Here is a 16,510-nt window from a genome sequence, read left to right as displayed (position 1 = left end):
AGCGTCGAGCCCTGCCCGACTGCTTCTGCTGTAGATGGCAGGCGGCCCGGAAAAAGCAGTCGAGCATGGCTCGACCCTACAAAAGCAGAGGCCTCAACGGACCTCGAACGGCTGCTCCTGCCATTGCTCCACGCTGCCATCGCGGCCATACAGGCGCAGGCCCAGCCAATGCCTGCCCGGCGCCAGCGTGGTGGTATCCAGCGATGCGTCGAAGCCCACCGCCGGGTGCTGCGGATCGGTGCTGTCCGGCCACACGGGGCGCACGTCGAACACACGCCCATAGCGGGCGTCACCGATGGAACGGCCATCGACCAGCACTTCGACGCGTGCCAGGCCGACGCCATCCTTGAACGCCCAGCCCTTGATCGCGAACGTGCCGGACACCTTCTCGCCATTGGACGGCGCATCCAGCCACGCCATCGCCGGCGTCACGCACGGCCCTTCCGCGCGCTGCACCGGCAGGCGGAACAACAGGAAGCGCTGGAACCCGTGATCACTGCTGACCACGCGTGGCGCCGGCATCGGCCCCACCTGATCGCAGATGGCGTGATAGCGCTCCAGCAGTTCGCGATAGCGCTGGTCGCTGGGTGACAGCACCAGCAGCATCGGCGCCGTGCGCTCGCCCTCATGCAGCAGGCCCCACTGTGCCAGCTGCGCGGTGCGGCCATGCTTGTCATTGAGCGGATGCGGCAGCACCTCGATGTTGCCATTGCCCAGCTGGAAGCCCAGTTCGGCGCCGACCTTGAAGTTGCCGGCCAGCACGCGCGTCCCTTCCGGCATCTGCCGAAGCTCTTCATGGACCGCTACGGCCAGTGGTTGCCAGCCAGCGAAATTGCGCGGGTAGTACTTGCTGCCGGCCATCTGCTCGCGCAGTGCCGGCGTGGATGCCATCAGGTAGTAGCCGAACGCCAGCACCATGCCCGCGCCTGCCAGCCACCAGCCGGTGCGGCGCAGCCAGCGCGGCCAGCCGTTGAGCACTACCGGCACCGCCACCAGCAGTGCGAGGTAGCCCGGCAGCGGCCAATGGAAACTGATCCGCTCGACGTCAGTGAAGAAGCCAAGCACGAAAATGCCCAGTGTGGATACGCCGCCCACCAGGCCGAAATAGCGCCACTGCACGCGCGCACCGCCACCGCTCCGGGTTCCTGCCAGCGCCACCTTCCACATCGCCATGCACAGGATCGGCGTCACCAGCATCGGCTGGATCACCAGGAACCACAGCCCGCCCCATTCAAAGGCCCAGGGATGACGCTCGACCACCTGGAATTTCAGACCGGCATCGTGGTTGTCCGCATTCCACGCCAGCAGTGGCAGCCATGCCAGCACGCCCACCGCCAGTGCGACCCATACGCGCGGATCGGCCAGCATGCGCCGCCCCTGCGGCAATGCCAGCAGCGCGATGAAACCGACGCCGATGACACCGATGAAACGGTAGTGGCTGAGTGCACCGATCAGCAGGCCCAGCGCCAGCTTCATCGCCGAGGAGGCATCCACGTTGTGCAGCAGGCGCGCACCGGCGTGCAGGCAGATCACCGCCGCCAGCGCCATCGGCACGTCGGGTACCGCCAGCAGGCCCAGCGTCGCCGACAACGGCATCAACAGCGTGAGGCTGCCCGCCTGCCAACCCGCCACATTGCCGAACCAGCGCGTGGCCGTGCGCACCACCAGCAGCGGCAACAGTGCACCGATGGCCAGGAACGGCAGGCGCAGCGCAAGCACGTGATGACCGCCGAGCTCCACGCCCAGGCGGGCCAGCCAGGCGGTCAACCCGGGCAGATCCGAATAGGCCGCGGCCAGATGCTGGCCTTCCTGCCAATAGAACGCTTCGTCGACGAACAGCGGCAAGCGCGCGGCAACGATCAGCTTGGCCGCTGTGACCAGCGTCCATAACCAGAGAAATATCGTCCGTGCGCGCTGTTCGCCTTGCATTGCTCTATGGATAATCGAGTGGATTCCAGATCTGAGACGATCATGCCAGCTTCGTCCCCCAACCCCAGCATGCTAACCGATCAATTGCGTCAGGCCCTGCGGGAGGCACAGGATCAGGTGAACGCACTGGTACTGGGCAAGGTGCCGGAAGTCAGGCTGGCGTTCGTCGCATTGCTGTCCGGCGGTCACCTGCTGATCGAAGATCTGCCCGGCCTGGGCAAGACCACGCTGGCGCATGCGCTGGCCAGCAGCCTCGGCCTCAGCTTCCAGCGCGTGCAGTTCACCTCCGATCTGTTGCCCGCCGATGTGCTGGGCGTGTCGGTGTATGAAGCCGGCAGCCGTCAGTTCCAGTTCCACCCCGGCCCGGTGTTCACCCACGTACTGCTGGCCGACGAGATCAACCGCGCACCACCGCGCACGCAGAGCGCGTTGCTGGAAGCGATGGCCGAGCAACAGGTCACCCTGGATGGACAGACCCATGCCCTGCCCGATCCTTTCTTCGTGATCGCCACGCAGAACCCGGTGGATCTGTCCGGCACGTTCCCGCTGCCGGATTCGCAGCTGGACCGCTTCCTGCTGCGACTGGCGATGGGTTACCCCAGCGCGCAGGCCGAGCGCGAGCTGCTGCGCGGCAGCGATCGCCGCGACCTGATCGCGCGTGCCGTACCGAAACTGGATGACACCCAGGTGCGCGCGCTGCGCGACGCAGTGAACCAGGTGCATGCCAGCGACGCGCTGATCGACTATGTGCAGGCGCTGCTGACCCGCAGCCGCCAGCATGCCGGTGTGCGCGTGGGCCTGTCGCCACGTGCGGGCCTGGCGCTGCTGCGTGCGGCCAAGGCACATGCACTGCTGCTGGGGCGCGGCCATGTGGTGCCCGAAGACGTGCAGACCCTGTTCGTGGCGGTGGCCGGTCACCGACTGGTGGCGGAAGCCGAATCCAGTTCGGGTCCGGCATTGGCGCGCGCGATCCTGCAGACCGTCGCGGTGGACTGAGCGTGGCCACACGCTGGGCACGCATGCAGCTGCTGGCTCGGCCACGCAGGCCCGAAGCCTTGCCGAGGCGGCTGGACCGCCATCGCATCTATGTGCTGCCCACCCGCTTCGGCCTGTTCGTTGCCACCCTGCTGGCGGCCATGCTGCTGGGCGCACTGAACTACAACAACAACCCGGCGCTGCTGCTGGCCCTGCTGCTCGCGGCAGCAGCAATCGCCAGTGCCATTGCCGCGCATCTCCAGTTGTCCGGCGTGCAGATCGATGCGATCTCCGCCGAGCCGGTAGCGGCCGGGCAACCATTGCGTCTGCGCGTGGACCTCTCACTGCGTGACCCGCGTGCGCGGCACGGCCTTCATCTGCAGCTGGGTGACAGCAACGCCTGGACCTCGCTGCCTGCGCACGGCCGTGGCGAAGTGGAACTGGACGTTCCCAGCGAACGCCGTGGCTGGCTGGAACTGCCGCGCATCCGACTGTCCACCACCCAGCCGCTGGGCCTGGTGCGGGCGTGGTCGTGGGTGTGGCCGGAACAGCCACTGCTGGTCTACCCGCTGGCCGAAGCCGTGGCGCCTGCACTGCCGGAGAGCGGCAGCGATCCGCTGCACACCCGCGCCCATGCCAGCGGCGAGGAACTGCATCAGCTACGCCCCTACCGGGCCGGCGATGCGCCGCGCAGCATTTCCTGGAAGCACTCGGCACGCCGCGACAGCCTGCTGGTGCGCGAGTACGAAAAGCCGGTCGGCATCGAAGTGATCCTCGACTGGCGCTCGTTGGCGCCGTTGGGCCATGAAGCACGCATCGCTCGATTGGCGCGCTGGGTGGATGTGGCCGAGCGCGAGGGCCGCCGCTACACCCTGCTGCTGCCTGCACACCCGCCGTTCGGGCCCGGTCAGGGCGCCAGCCACCATCACCTGTGCCTGCGCGCGCTGGCGCTGATGCCGCATGACTGAGACCCCGGCCCTGCTCGACCGCAATGCCCGCAACTGGACCCTGGCCAGCGCGGCGCTGGCCTTGTTGCCGTTGCTGCTGCAGCTGCCGCCACTGCTGGCTGGTGTGATCGCGCTGGCGGCGATCATCACCGCCGCCCTGTCGTGGCGGACAGTGTTGCCGATGCCGGTACGCCTGCTGCTGGTGCTGGGCATGCTCGGCGCCATCGTCTGGCAGATGGGCATGGTGCGCCCCGGGCGCGATACCGGTTGCGCACTGCTGGCCGCGATGCTGGCGATCAAGTCCAGCGAGCTGCGCAGCCTGCGTGATGCCCGCAGCCTGCTCGGCTTCGCGCTGTTCTCGCCCTTTGCAGCATTCCTGCTCGACCAGGGGCCGCTGACAACCGCGCTGGCCGCGCTGGCCGGGGGCAGCGCACTGATCGCGCTGCAACGCCTGGCCCAGGATGAAGGTCATGCCGGCCGCCTGCCACTGCGCGGGCAGCTGCATGGTGTCGGCCGCCTGTTGGCGATCGGCCTGCCGCTGGCATTGGCCTGTTTCTGGCTGTTCCCGCGCCTGGCCACACCACTGTGGGGTGTTCCCGAGCGCGCCGTGGGTACACCGGGGTTGTCCGACAGCATGGAGCCCGGCCAGTGGTTGGACCTGATGGCCGACGACAGCCCGGCGCTGCGCGTGCAGTTCTTCGGCACTCCACCCGAGCCGCCGCAGCGTTACTGGCGCGGCCCTGTACTTACTGCCTTCGATGGACGGCGCTGGACACGCGACCGCGCCAGCGCGCGGCGGCCTGCTGCGGTGGTTGAAGCAAGTACACAGGGCTGGGATTACCAGATCGACTACGAGCCGACCGACCGCCGCCAGCTGGTGGCGCTGGACCTGCCCAGCCGCGCGCCTGCAGGCAGCATGCTGGATGCGGACATGAGCCTGAGCAGCGAACGCCCGCTGGCCTCGCTCAGCCGCTGGCGGTTGCATTCGGCCCCTCCCCTGCGTTTCGACAACACGCTGTCGCCCTATCTGCGCCGCGCGACGCTGCAGCTGCCGACCGGCTTCAACCCGCGCACCGCCACGTTGGCGCAGCAATGGCGACAGGAGGCTGGCAGCGATGACGAGGCCATCGTGCGCCGCGCGCTGCAGTGGATCACCACCGACTTCTCGTACACGCTGGACACCCCTGCGGCGGGACGCGACCCGATCGACGAGTTCCTGTTCGGCTACAAGGCCGGCTTCTGTGAACACTTCAGCTCGGCCTTCGTGGTGCTGATGCGCAACGCCGGCGTCCCGGCGCGGGTGGTGACCGGTTTCGCCGGCGGCACCCGCAACCGTATCGGCGACTACTGGGTAGTGCGGCGAATGGATGCCCACGCCTGGGCCGAGGTGTGGCTGCCGCAGCGCGGCTGGGTCCGGGTCGACCCGACCGCAGCCGTGGCACCGGAACGCATCCTGGACACACTGGATGACCGCCTGCAGGCCGGCACGGACACGCCACTGCAGCAGCGTTGGCTGCAGCTGGGCCAGCTGGGCGACTGGCTGCGCCGCGGCTGGAACGACCTGGTGCTGTCGTTCGATGCGCGCCGCCAGCAACAGCTGCTCAAGCCGTTCGGGCTGGACGATCTGGGCCCCGGGCAGCTGGTCGCTGGCTTCGTGGTGGCCGCACTGCTGGCGCTGGCGTGGATGGCCTGGCTGCTGGCCCGTGGCGAGCGCGAACGCGACCCGCTGCTGCGCGCCTGGCACCGGCTCGGACGGCGCTACGCCCGCCTCGGCCTGGCCCGTGAACCGCACGAAACCGCCCAGGACTGGGCACAGCGCGTACACCGGCAGCGTCCTGACCCGGCCCTGCTCGCGCTCAGCCAGCGTTTCGCTGATGCGCGTTACGCTGGAACTTGCACCGACCTCGCTTCATTATTGCGGGACCTGCGCAGGCATCGCCCGACTTCCGGAGCCTCCCCATGAACACCAAGTTCCTTCTCACCGCTGTGGCCACGCTGGCCCTGTCGGCCTGCGCCACGGCCCCCAAGCCGCTGCAGGGACAGTTCAGCCTGGTCTCCCCTCGCGATTCAGTCGCTACCCAGCAGGTCGGCACGCCGGTCCGTTGGGGCGGTCGCATCATCGAAACCAAGCCCGGCCAGGGCGAGACCTGCTTCCAGATCATCTCGCGCCCGCTCAATGGCAGTGGCCGCCCGAACACCACTTCGTCCGATGCCAGCGACGGTCGTTTCATCGCCTGCCGTGCCGGCTTCTACGACCCGGCGGTGTTCGAAGCCGGTCGTGACGTGACCTTCATCGGCAAGATCGACGGCTACCAGAACACCCGCATCGGCGAATACGACTACCGCCTGCCGAAGCTGTCGGCCGATGTGATCTACCTGTGGCCGGAACAGCGTCAGGTCGACGTGGTGCCCTATCCCTATGGCCCGTGGGGCCCGAGCCCGTATGGCCCGTACTGGGGCGGCTATGGTCGCTGGGGCTGGTGGTGATCATCACCGCACAGGCATGACGGAAAAGGCCGCCCTCGGGCGGCCTTTTCCATCCACGCCGGGATACGGTAGATCCACGCCATGCGTGGATAGGGGCTTCAACGCCCCGGGGTACCGAAGTGCCCCAGCGGCGCACCGGCCAGCAGGTGCATGTGGATATGGAACACGGTCTGCCCGGCATCCTCGCGGCAGTTCATCACGATGCGGTAGCCGTCCTGAGCAAAGCCCTCGCGGCGCGCATACTCGGCGGCAGCAAGCGCCAGCTTGCCGATCAGGTGCGCCTGCGACGGCTGCAGGTCATCCAGGGTCGGAATGATCTCGTTCTTCGGAATGAACAGCACGTGCACCGGCGCCTGCGGTGCGATGTCCTTGAAGCCCAGCACCTCGTCATCCTCGTAGACGATGGTGGCCGGGATCTCGCGACGGATGATCTTGCTGAAGAGGGTTTCGTTGCTCATGGTCGGCCTCGGCGGGGATGTCTCCCGCATTGTAGGCCGCTCACGCCCGGCCATGCCGGCCGTTGCTCAATCGCGGAATTCGCTGCGCGTCCCGAACGCGTGCGACAGCGTGCCACGATCGACGTATTCCAGTTCACCGCCCAGCGGCAGGCCCTGCGCCAGGCGGCTGGGCTGCACCTTGCGTGCGCGCGCCAGCTGCGCCAGGTAGTGCGCGGTGGCTTCGCCCTCGACAGTGGCACTGGTGGCGATGATCAGCTCCTGCACCTCGCCTTCGGCCAGCCGCCGCTCCAGCTGCTCCAGGCCCAGCTCGCGCGGGCCGATGCCATCGAGCGGCGACAGCCGCCCCTGCAGCACGAAGTAGACACCGCGGAAACCGGTGGCGTTTTCGATGGCCAGGCGGTCGGCCGGCGATTCGACCACGCACAGCTGGCTGCGTTCGCGGCTGCTGTTGGCGCAGGTCGGGCACAGCTCGGTTTCGCTGAAATCGCGGCACTGCACGCAGTGGCCGATTCGCTCCACCGCCAATGCCAGTGTCTCGGCCAGACGCTGGCCACCTTCGCGCTCGCGCTCGAGCAGGTGATAGGCCATGCGCTGCGCAGTCTTCTGGCCGACGCCAGGCAGCACCCGCAATGCGTCGATCAATTGTTCAAGCAGGGGTGCGGACACGGCGGCATGCTTTCATGGCGTCGAGCACGCTCGACAGCTGTTTGTAGAGTCGAGCCATGCTCGACTGAAGGTTGGAACAGTCGAGCAAGCTCGACTCTACGGGATCCGTGGCACCCGGTTACACGGGTGCCACGCTGAAGATCAGAACGGCAGCTTCATGCCCGGCGGCAGCTGCATGCCGGCGGTGGCCGACCCCATCTTCGACTTCGACTCGGCATCGATCTTGTTCGACGCATCATTGAAGGCGGCGGCGATCAGGTCTTCCAGCATCTCCGGGTCGCTGGTCAGCGACGGGTCGATGCGCACCTTGCGGCATTCCTTGGCACCGGTCAGGGTCACGCTGACCATGCCGCCGCCGGCGCTGCCGGTCACTTCGATCTTGGCGATTTCTTCCTGGGCCTTCTGCAGGTTTTCCTGCATCTTCTGGGCCTGCTGCATCAGTTGGGCGATGTTTCCGCGCATGGTGTCTTACTCGTCAAAAGAACGGATGGAATCGGAAACAACCCGGGCACCGTGCTGTTGGATCAGCACCTGCACTTCCGGGTCGTCCATGAAAACGGCCTCTGCCACCTGCTGCCGCTCACTACGCTGGCGGTCGGCACGCTGGTGCAGGGTCTCGGCCGGAACGTGTTCGGTTTCCACGGTCTCGACCACGATCTTCGGCGCCTGGCCGAGGGCCTTCTCCAGCATCTCGCCCAGGGCGGCCAGCGCGCGCTCCGAGCGCAGGTATTCAAATCCGGGCGAAAGGCCCAGTTTCAAGGTCCCGTGCTGGCAACTGATGAAGGCAGCGTTGGCGGCCAGCTGCCGCGACGGGCCGCTCAGGCCACTGTTGGCGACCAGATCCAGCCAACCCTCGGCGCTGGCCAGATCGCTGACACCTTCCTGCGGCACGGCATCACGTGCCGGGGCCGGCTCGGCCGGCGCGATGGCAATGCCTTCAGTGCGGAACGGGCGCTCGAGCGGCGCAGGCTCGCTGGGAGCCGCGACGGGAGCTGGCGGTTCATGCCAGGGCGCCACCATGGCAGCGTCCGGCCCAGCCATCTCGGCCGCCAGCGCCTCGTCACGCGCCTCGACTTCGTCGGTGGCCCACGGCGGCAGGTCGTCGCCCGCTTCGGCTTCAACGGATGCCGGTGCCGCTGCTTCGGCCTTCACCGGCGGCGGTGACACGGGCTCTTCCACCGGAACCGGCTCGGGCTCCGGGGTCGGGTCCGGTTCGGGTCGTGGGGCCGGCTCAGGTTCGGGTTCAGGTTCGCGCGGCGCGGCCTGCGCCGGAGCGGCCACCTGCGCTACTACGGCCGGGCTTGCCGAAGTGGCGGCAGCAACCGGTGTCGCTTCGTGGGTACCCGTACCGCTGCCACCACCGGCAGCATTGCCACCCGGCGCATTGCCTGCACCGTCCACCGACTTCGGCACCGGCGGGACCGCCGCGGCCGGGCGGAACGCCAGCATGCGCAGCACAGCCATTTCAAAGCCCGCGCGCGGGCTAGGCGCCAGCGGCAGGTCACGACGGCCGTTCAAGGCCATCTGATACCAGAGCTGCACCACTTCCGGACGCAGGCGTTCGGCGAACACCGTCGCATCCAGGCCTTCGGCAGCCGCTGCGGCACCCGGTACCAGCTGCTGCACCTGGATGCGATGCAGGCCTTCGGCCAGCGCTTCCAGTACGCCGCTCCAGTCCGGCGAGAACTCCGCCAGCGCAGCCACCACCTGCAACAGGCGCGGACCATCGCCTTCGGCCAGCGCATCGAGCATCGCTGCCACCTGGGTGCGGTCGACCGTGCCCAGCATGGTGCGCACCACGTCCTCGCGCAGCGCGCCGCCGGCGTAGGCGATCGCCTGGTCCAGCAGCGACAGGCCGTCACGCAGGCTGCCGTCGGCGGCCTTGGCCAGCTGCACGATGGCGCTGCCGTCGGCCTCGATTTCCTCAGCCGCCAGGATGCGGGTCATCTGGCCCTGGATCTGATCCTCGTCCAGGCGCTTGAGGTTGAACTGCAGGCAGCGGCTGAGCACGGTGACCGGCAGCTTCTGCGGGTCGGTGGTGGCCAGCAGGAACTTCACGTGCTCCGGCGGCTCTTCCAGCGTCTTCAGCAGCGCGTTGAACGCCGCCTTGGACAGCATGTGCACTTCGTCGATCAGGTAGACCTTGTACTTGCCACGCGAGGGCATGTACTGCGCGTTCTCGATCACCTCGCGCACGTCATCCACACCGGTGTTGGACGCGGCGTCGATTTCCAGCAGGTCGATGTAGCGGCCGGCGTCGATGTCCAGGCAGGCCGCGCACTGGCCGCACGGGTCGGCGCTGGTGCCCTGCTCGCAGTTCAGCGACTTGGCGAAGATGCGCGCGATGGTGGTCTTGCCCACGCCGCGGGTACCGGTGAACAGGAACGCATGGTGGACCCGGCCGCTGTCCAGCGCGTTGCTGAGCGCACGGACCACGTGTTCCTGGCCCACCAGCTCGGCAAAACGCTTCGGACGCCACTTGCGGGCAAGGACGAGATAGGACATCAGGCCACCGTTTTCCATCGGATGTTCCATTGTGCCATGCCTGTCCAGCCCCCTCGCCTCCGGCACGTCCTTCGCAGGTTCCTGACCGGGGTGCTTGTGAAGTGTCGCGCAGCCCGCTAGAATCTGCGCCCCTGCTGAGGCGTTTGCCGATGGCAGGGATCCGGAGAGGTGTCCGAGTGGTTGAAGGAGCACGCCTGGAAAGTGTGTAAGCGTCTAAACCGCGCTTCGGGGGTTCGAATCCCCCTCTCTCCGCCAGACAAATGCAAAAGGGCCGCCCACAGGGTGGCCTTTTTGCGTTTGTCTGGCGGATGGGATGGGTGGTGAGAAGCCACGCCGGGGTTCGACGGTTCTGCAGGAGCAGAACCGGACCGCCGCAGGCGGGTCCCGAGGCGCAACGCGCATCGGGATCGGGTGCATGGATGCACACGACAATCCCCCTCTCTCCGCCAGATAACTGAAAAAGGCTGCCCCCAGGGGCGGCCTTTTTCAGTTATCTGGCGCGGGACGCGAAGTGCGCTGCGCGCACTTCGCCCCAAACGTTGCTGCGCAACCTTTGGGCCCCTCCCTTTGCCGGCCTCTCCCCGCCCCTGTCGTGGCAGCCCCTCAACAGAGGGGCTTGTTCCTCCAGATGCGGGACATGCACGGACAGATCACCGCAGGCGGGTCCCGAGGCGCAACGCGCATCGGGATCGGGTGCATGGATGCACACGACAATCCCCCTCTCTCCGCAAGATTACGCAAGCCTCTGTTTACGCAGGGATTTTTGCTTTTCTGGGGTAACCTTCGGCGGGACACGAATCGGGACACATCTGACGATGCACATCCCACACCATCTTGTTCGCGCGCCCTCTGGGCTCTGATCGTTCCGGCAACGGGTCCCGCCGATCTCCAGGCCATCGCGTCTTCAAACGCCGACTGCGCAAGACCGAGCTGGCCGTGGCCCAGCTGCGCCCTGCAACTGACGGCGCGCTATGCTCGGGCTTTCGAGGCGCTGAGAGAGCAACGCATGGGAATCAAGGAAGAGGACATCGGCGCGCTTCCAAGCACCTGACCGATGGCGACCCGCTACAGCAGTTGATCTTGAACCGGACCAAGGCGGCAGACGGGACGGTGACCGAGCACTAGCAAATCGACTGGCCTCGCTGCCGCTCGGCCCCCTCTCGGCAAAACGGTAATGGCGGCGCTCCTGCGCCGCCGGGCTTGCGCAACGGCGAAAACTCGTTATGCACTAGGGGTGGGCAAACGTCCTAGCAGCGGCACGCGCCGCCGACAAACTCCTGAAAGCCGCTGGTTACGACACGAGCGGCGAAGCTTGCGCCGAACCATGAAGAAAAAGCGAAAAGCAGCCAATGCCGCCAAGCAAGGGAAGAAGAAGGGAACAATGCGGAGAGCTCTGGCGCGCTGGTCGATGGCTTACATCGACCAGCACTGCATTATTGCCCATGCCTGCGAAGTCAGGGTGCCCTTAAGAGGGCACCCTGCTGCACCATATACGACTACCCTTGTGGGCGCGGATCAGGCACCTGGTCTCCTGCGAATCCCTTGTAGAGCAAAGACGCTCTCCTGTCGGCAGCCGCCAGCTCCGCAGAGCTGAGACCCATCTTCGCAATCTCGGTCGCTGCTTTGTGGTCGCCCATGATGTAAGCCAGACGGAGATATGCTGCACCATCTACCGCGTTTGGCACTTTCGATTCGCGATACGACTCTGAGATCGCGTAAAGCGCATAGAAGTTGCCCGATAGCACCTGATTTCGGAGCATGACTTGGCCGTCCATGAAGTTCTTCTCCAAGGCAATCCGTTTTCCCAGCACCGCGGCTGCGGTGGAGTCGCCCACTGACGCCTTTTGCTGCAATACATCCAGCGACTCTGATCGAAGCCGCTCGAGTTCAGCCTGCGAAGGATATTGATGCCGAATTAGCCATTCAGCCTCTTCTTGCGATCTTGCTTGCAGAGGGCCGGCGTCACGGCAGTCTCCAGTGCACAAGCGCTGCGCAACCACGGCCGCGTCAAAGCTATGGGATTCACCACCCGTCGAGTGCTGGGACGTGGTAGCGCGTGGTGTCTGTCCCGGAACAGAGTGGGACGACTCGGCGCCTTCTGCCGCCGGTGCCACTGCGCCCTTGTCTGGGGCGGGTTGTTCTGAACAAGCCGTGGCGATGACTGCCAAAATGGCCGTAAACAGAATCGATCTCGCGTGCATTACTTTACCCCGCACATGTTTTTCTGGACCTGTGTCCACCATTTTGAGCAGGATGCGTCTTCCGTCACTGCACGCCATTTCTCGCCGATAGAGTTTCGCGTGTCAACGAGCTCGACGATCCCATACGGAACGTAGTTTTCGAGGGGTACGCCAACCTTTCGTTGATGTTCAATGAACCAAATCATGAAATTCTGATTGTCGTTGGCCTCAGCATCGAATGCTTTCAGCATCTCGATACAATACTGTTCCGGCTTGGTCAGCGTTCCCCCGACGCGATACTGACTCGACGCATCGAGCTGAATGTCACATGTCAAACCAAGCTGAATCCGCATGCGAGCATTGGTCTCCACAAGGCTGGCGCCTGAGGCGAAACTGTTGACCTGTTCCTGCAAAGCTACTTGAAGGAACCAGATGGCTAGGGAATCCATCTGGATCGGCGTTCCTTCCCAATAGGCCTTGCCATTGACGAACGAATGAGCCATCCGCATGGAAGAGCGTTGTCCCGCGGGTATTCGATCATCCCCAAACAGCGGATCCGTTGGCATGGGAATAGGATTAGGGCATGCGGCGGGACGAGTGGCAAGCAGGAATTCACAAGATTGTTGCTGGTCACTACCAGCCCCGCCACCGCCCCCACCACTTGAATCGCCGGGATCATATCCTAGGTCAGGCGGGCGAGCCGGCGGTTCCATCGGAGGAGTGTATGGAGGAACGTAGGGAGGAGGGGTTGCGTCCACCGGAGGAAGATTGGTAGTGCCCCTGTCCGTCGAGGTGTCTGCGAAGCCGGGCTGAACGGCAAAGAAGCATCCTGCAACTACCAAGGTCAATCTGATGCTATGCCGTATTGCGGCACTCAGATCCGAGCCCCGAGTTGTCGAGTTTTTTGAGCGGTGCACGTGTCGCATTTTTCTCAATTCATCCTTGTGCATTTATCGATTGAGGAGGGCAATTTTCTCCCGAAGCACTGTCCTTGCAGATCTTCCGGAGAAGGGTGCGAAGCGTTTCGCTATAGAACTTGATGTGGCGACAGTCCTCGTGTTTGGAAACTATTTTTGCGGAAAGCCCATGATTTACCGTGCTGTTGAGTGCACAGATGCCGGCTGAGGAAATCTGTCCGAAGGCTGCTAGACAATCCAGAACGCGGGTATCGCACCCTGCCGCTTCTGCATCGAGATAGGCTTTCCCGATGTTAGAGCTGGTATGACGCCATTGGATGTAGTGGTTCACATCGAATAAGGTTCCACCGTCCATGGATCGCTCCCGCCATGATCTAGTTAGGCCAATTTTGTCGAACATGAGCCGCCACGCAATGTAAAGCGGATACAAGCTACGTTTCCTGGAGGCCATTTTGATCAAGAGGGTTCGGGCCACTCTGCCGTTGCCGTCATGCAACGGATGGATCGTCAAGAACTGAAATGCCGCGGCTTCGTCAATCTCCTCATTGGGGTTGTCGAGATGATCTGCGAGGAATGACACTAGATCCGCCATCTGTTGCGGCACTCTTGCCATTGCGGGGCAAACAAGACTTGCCTCTAAGGGCGATGCTGCCCCGACCCAGGAGCGATCTGAGCGAAGTTGGAACGGTGCAATTCCGGAGCACTGAGCCATCTGCTCCAGAAAACTCCTCCAATCCTGAACATCGCTAGTTGCCAGCGGTCGGATGCTTTGAATGATTCCGTCCTTGGCACTGGGTGAAAGTGAATAGCTCTCAGCCACGTGGACTCTGTGGACACGATTGAATCGGGCTGTAATCAGCAGCAGTGCCCGAGCCGCTTTCATGTCCATCCGCCAGGCAGTGTGCGTCACTGAGGAAAATGAGTGCCCTGACAGTGGCTGGGGACTGGAGACAACGACTCCATGGTCTTCCCATATGCGGGGATCGGCCGCTTCCTTGATCAACGGCAGCGGTGTGAATAGGCAGCCCGGATGGATTTCAACAGCCGACGGCATTCTTCATGTCCCCGATAGCGAATTGAGAGCTTGGGCGGCGCTTATGAGTCGTCCCGATACGTACTAACGTAGAAGTGGCATGATCACCCCCGGTGATTGGGAGAAGATCCTCTCCCCTCGCCGGGTGCCCGTTGTTCGCAGTGAAGTGGTTAGCCACTAGGAGGCCCTGAGATGGCTCATTGAGCAGTCGGGTCCAGCGGGTAGGACCAATTGGAGTAGCTATCCCGCGACCAGCCCTCGGCGATCCAGGCGGCATTCTCTAAAGGCACACGGAGGAGCCCCGGAGCTATCCGTGCATGCTTGGATAGTCCTACAATGCGCCGGGCACAAAACAGGGCACTCCCGGTTTGTGAATGCCAAGCGGTTCAAGGGGTTGGATCCGACTCAACTGGATCCCCCCTCTCCGCCAGATAACTGAAAAAAGCTGCCTCAAGGGGTGGCCTTTTTCAGTTATCTGGCGCGGGACGCGAAGTGCGCTGCGCGCGCTTCGCCCCAAACGTTGCTGTGCAACCATTGGGCCCCTCCCTTCGCCTGCCTCTCCCCGCCCTGTCGGGGCAGCCCCTCAACAGAGGGACTTGTTCCTCCAGATCCATCAGTAGATCCACGCCACGCGTGGATGCTTTTGATCGCCTTACGCACGCTCGTTGGCACTCCAAAACAAAGCTGAACGGATCCTGAAAATTCGCTATCGTAGGCGCCTTCAACCGACGCCAAGCCCATTGCCCATGAGCTCGATCGACAGCGCTCACGCCGACTGCGAGAACTGCAACACCGCCCTGCAGGGCCACTACTGCCATCGCTGCGGGCAATCGGCGCACAACCCGCTCAAGCACGTGGGCCATGCCATCGAAGAAGTGTTCGAATCCTTCTGGCACCTGGACGGGCGCATCTTCCGCACGCTGCGCGATCTTTGGGTTCCCGGCCGCATCACGCAGAACTACCTCAAGGGCCGCCGGGTCGGATACGTGCAGCCTTTGCGGCTGTTCGTCATCCTCACCCTGTTTACGTTCTTCATCGGCAAACTGTTCGTGCACGTCGACGACATCCGCATGGGCGGAGGCGATTCGCTGTATGCCAAGTCCATCACCGTTGAACAGGTCGAGGCCGCACGCGCGAAACAGCTGACGATGATCGATCAACAGCAGGCCAGCTCACCTGCCACCAGCAACGCCGGCTTCGCCATGGCCAGAGCGGCGGTGAATGCGGCAGCCGCACAGCGCAAAGCCGAGCTCACCGGCACCAGCAAGGAGGTCGCCACGACCGAGCCCGGCACCTTCTTCAACCACACCGTCAACGGCAAACCGTGGGACGCTGACACCAACCCCATCGTGGTGGCCGGCTGGCCCCGGTTCGCCAACAACTGGCTCAACAAGCGCCTGCACAACGGCAACGCCAACATCCAGCGCATGGGGGGCAAGACCGATCTGTACATGCAGGCGATCCTGACCGCATTGCCCGGTGCCCTGTTCTTCCTGATGCCGGTGTTCGCGCTGGTACTGCGCATCGCCTACGTGCCACGGCAGATGGGGTATCTGGAACATCTGGTGGTGGCGCTGTACAGCCACTGCTGGCTGATGATGGTGCTGCTGGCAACCTTCCTCATCGCCGGCATCAGCAGCGCGCTCGCATCCCCCGCCTTCGCCGCCGCCAGCCAATGGCTGTATGCCCTGCTGTGGCTGGCGGTCCCGGTCTATCTGCTGTGGATGCAGCAACGCGTGTATGGCGGCAACAAGGCGCTGACCGTGTTGCGCTACCTTGCCATCGGCGGCGTCTACCTGTTCCTGGTGAGCTTCGTGGTGATGTATGCGGTGCTGGCGGGAATCTCGGCCTGAGGGATACACGCACGGCATCCGGCCCATGAATCCACGTGTAGCGTGGATCTACTGACGATCGTCTATCGTGGGCCCATGAACCTCCGCCTCTACCGCCCCGCAGATGCCAGCGCCTGCCTGTCGATTTTCGACAGCAACGTGCCCACCTACTTCGCGCCCGAAGAGCGCAGCGACTTTGAACGCTTCCTGCGAGAACTCGCCATGGACTGTGCATTCCAGGTCATCGAGCGCGATGGCAGCATCGTGGCCTGTGGCGGCCTGTCGCGACGCGGTGATGGCAGTGCCGGTTTCTGCTGGGGCATGGTGCAGCACGCGCTGCACCGGCATGGACTGGGACGCGAACTGGCGCTGGCGCGCCTGCGCCAGGCCGAAGCGGATCCCTCGATCAATCGCGTCACGCTCAGCACCAGCCAGCACACCCAGGGCTTCTACGCCGGCCTGGGCTTCCAGGTGACACGTGTGGTGCCCGATGGCCACGGCGCCGGGATCGACGCTGTGGAAATGGAGCGGGAGCTCTAGCGCTCCCGCCCCGGTCCCATCCACGCCCGCCGTGGTTCTAC

General features: G+C 64.6%; 14 protein-coding genes and 1 tRNA gene. 7 read left to right on the top strand and 8 right to left on the bottom strand.

Annotation, left to right across the window (positions count from 1 at the left end; all coding sequences use genetic code 11):
• Window positions 1–93 precede the first annotated feature (93 nt).
• On the bottom strand, window positions 94–1,929 hold the full coding sequence (locus ACZK33_RS05120; RefSeq protein ID WP_032127769.1) for a glycosyltransferase family 39 protein: 1,836 nt from the start codon (window positions 1,927–1,929) through the stop codon (window positions 94–96).
• A gap of 42 nt (window positions 1,930–1,971) precedes the next feature.
• Between ACZK33_RS05120 and ACZK33_RS05115 the strand changes: the two genes are divergently transcribed.
• From ACZK33_RS05115 to ACZK33_RS05100, 4 genes are read left to right on the top strand one after another with little or no spacing between them, the layout of a single operon-like run.
• Window positions 1,972–2,925 (top strand): AAA family ATPase, encoded by a 954-nt coding sequence (locus tag ACZK33_RS05115; RefSeq protein ID WP_032127770.1) that lies wholly within the window; start codon window positions 1,972–1,974, stop codon window positions 2,923–2,925.
• Between the two features lie 23 nt (window positions 2,926–2,948).
• Window positions 2,949–3,872: a DUF58 domain-containing protein gene (locus ACZK33_RS05110; protein WP_032127771.1), complete on the top strand. Its 924-nt coding sequence runs from the start codon at window positions 2,949–2,951 to the stop codon at window positions 3,870–3,872.
• Window positions 3,865–5,814, top strand: a complete 1,950-nt coding sequence (locus ACZK33_RS05105; RefSeq protein ID WP_423174365.1) for a transglutaminase TgpA family protein — start codon at window positions 3,865–3,867, stop codon at window positions 5,812–5,814. The genes ACZK33_RS05110 and ACZK33_RS05105 overlap by 8 nt, the downstream gene beginning before the upstream one ends.
• A complete protein-coding gene (locus ACZK33_RS05100) occupies window positions 5,811–6,338 on the top strand; it encodes a Slp family lipoprotein (protein ID WP_032127773.1) in 528 nt (175 codons plus the stop codon). The genes ACZK33_RS05105 and ACZK33_RS05100 overlap by 4 nt, the downstream gene beginning before the upstream one ends.
• Window positions 6,339–6,436: 98 nt before the next feature.
• On the opposite strand, the gene ACZK33_RS05095 is transcribed toward ACZK33_RS05100, so the two are convergent.
• The 4 genes from ACZK33_RS05095 to dnaX all read right to left on the bottom strand — a co-directional run bounded on the left by ACZK33_RS05095 (window position 6,437) and on the right by dnaX (window position 9,985).
• Window positions 6,437–6,796, bottom strand: a complete 360-nt coding sequence (locus ACZK33_RS05095) for a histidine triad nucleotide-binding protein (protein ID WP_014646179.1) — start codon at window positions 6,794–6,796, stop codon at window positions 6,437–6,439.
• Between the two features lie 66 nt (window positions 6,797–6,862).
• Entirely contained in the window at window positions 6,863–7,462 is a 600-nt protein-coding gene (recR, locus tag ACZK33_RS05090; RefSeq protein WP_010483844.1) for a recombination mediator RecR, read from the bottom strand.
• A gap of 141 nt (window positions 7,463–7,603) precedes the next feature.
• A complete protein-coding gene (locus ACZK33_RS05085; protein WP_005408298.1) occupies window positions 7,604–7,924 on the bottom strand; it encodes a YbaB/EbfC family nucleoid-associated protein in 321 nt (106 codons plus the stop codon).
• A 6-nt stretch (window positions 7,925–7,930) separates the two neighbouring features.
• Window positions 7,931–9,985: a DNA polymerase III subunit gamma/tau gene (gene dnaX, locus ACZK33_RS05080; RefSeq protein ID WP_423174366.1), complete on the bottom strand. Its 2,055-nt coding sequence runs from the start codon at window positions 9,983–9,985 to the stop codon at window positions 7,931–7,933.
• Between the two features lie 144 nt (window positions 9,986–10,129).
• On the opposite strand from dnaX, the gene ACZK33_RS05075 reads away from it, so the two are divergent.
• Window positions 10,130–10,222: transfer RNA gene (locus ACZK33_RS05075), tRNA-Ser, on the top strand.
• Window positions 10,223–11,463: 1,241 nt separating this feature from the next.
• On the opposite strand, the gene ACZK33_RS05070 is transcribed toward ACZK33_RS05075, so the two are convergent.
• From ACZK33_RS05070 to ACZK33_RS05060, 3 genes are all read right to left on the bottom strand, one after another.
• Window positions 11,464–11,802 carry a hypothetical protein gene (locus tag ACZK33_RS05070; protein WP_152593484.1) on the bottom strand — a complete coding sequence of 113 codons (339 nt, stop codon included), beginning with the start codon at window positions 11,800–11,802 and terminating at the stop codon, window positions 11,464–11,466.
• A gap of 365 nt (window positions 11,803–12,167) precedes the next feature.
• Complete coding sequence (locus ACZK33_RS05065; protein WP_152593485.1) at window positions 12,168–12,860, bottom strand: hypothetical protein; 693 nt, start codon at window positions 12,858–12,860, stop codon at window positions 12,168–12,170.
• Window positions 12,861–13,083: 223 nt separating this feature from the next.
• A complete protein-coding gene (locus tag ACZK33_RS05060; protein ID WP_423174367.1) occupies window positions 13,084–13,884 on the bottom strand; it encodes a Fic family protein in 801 nt (266 codons plus the stop codon).
• 959 nt (window positions 13,885–14,843) lie between these two features.
• Here ACZK33_RS05060 and ACZK33_RS05055 point away from each other — a divergent pair.
• Together ACZK33_RS05055 and ACZK33_RS05050 are read left to right on the top strand one after the other, a co-directional pair.
• Window positions 14,844–15,950 (top strand): DUF3667 domain-containing protein, encoded by a 1,107-nt coding sequence (locus ACZK33_RS05055; protein WP_423174368.1) that lies wholly within the window; start codon window positions 14,844–14,846, stop codon window positions 15,948–15,950.
• 75 nt (window positions 15,951–16,025) lie between these two features.
• The gene (locus tag ACZK33_RS05050; protein WP_121504039.1) at window positions 16,026–16,469 is read left to right on the top strand and encodes a GNAT family N-acetyltransferase; all 444 of its coding nucleotides are present in this window, start codon (window positions 16,026–16,028) and stop codon (window positions 16,467–16,469) included.
• Window positions 16,470–16,510: the final 41 nt, after the last annotated feature.

Source organism: Stenotrophomonas sp. 86156_Sma (genome assembly GCF_056481625.1).
This window is presented reverse-complemented; position numbering and strand designations above follow the sequence as displayed.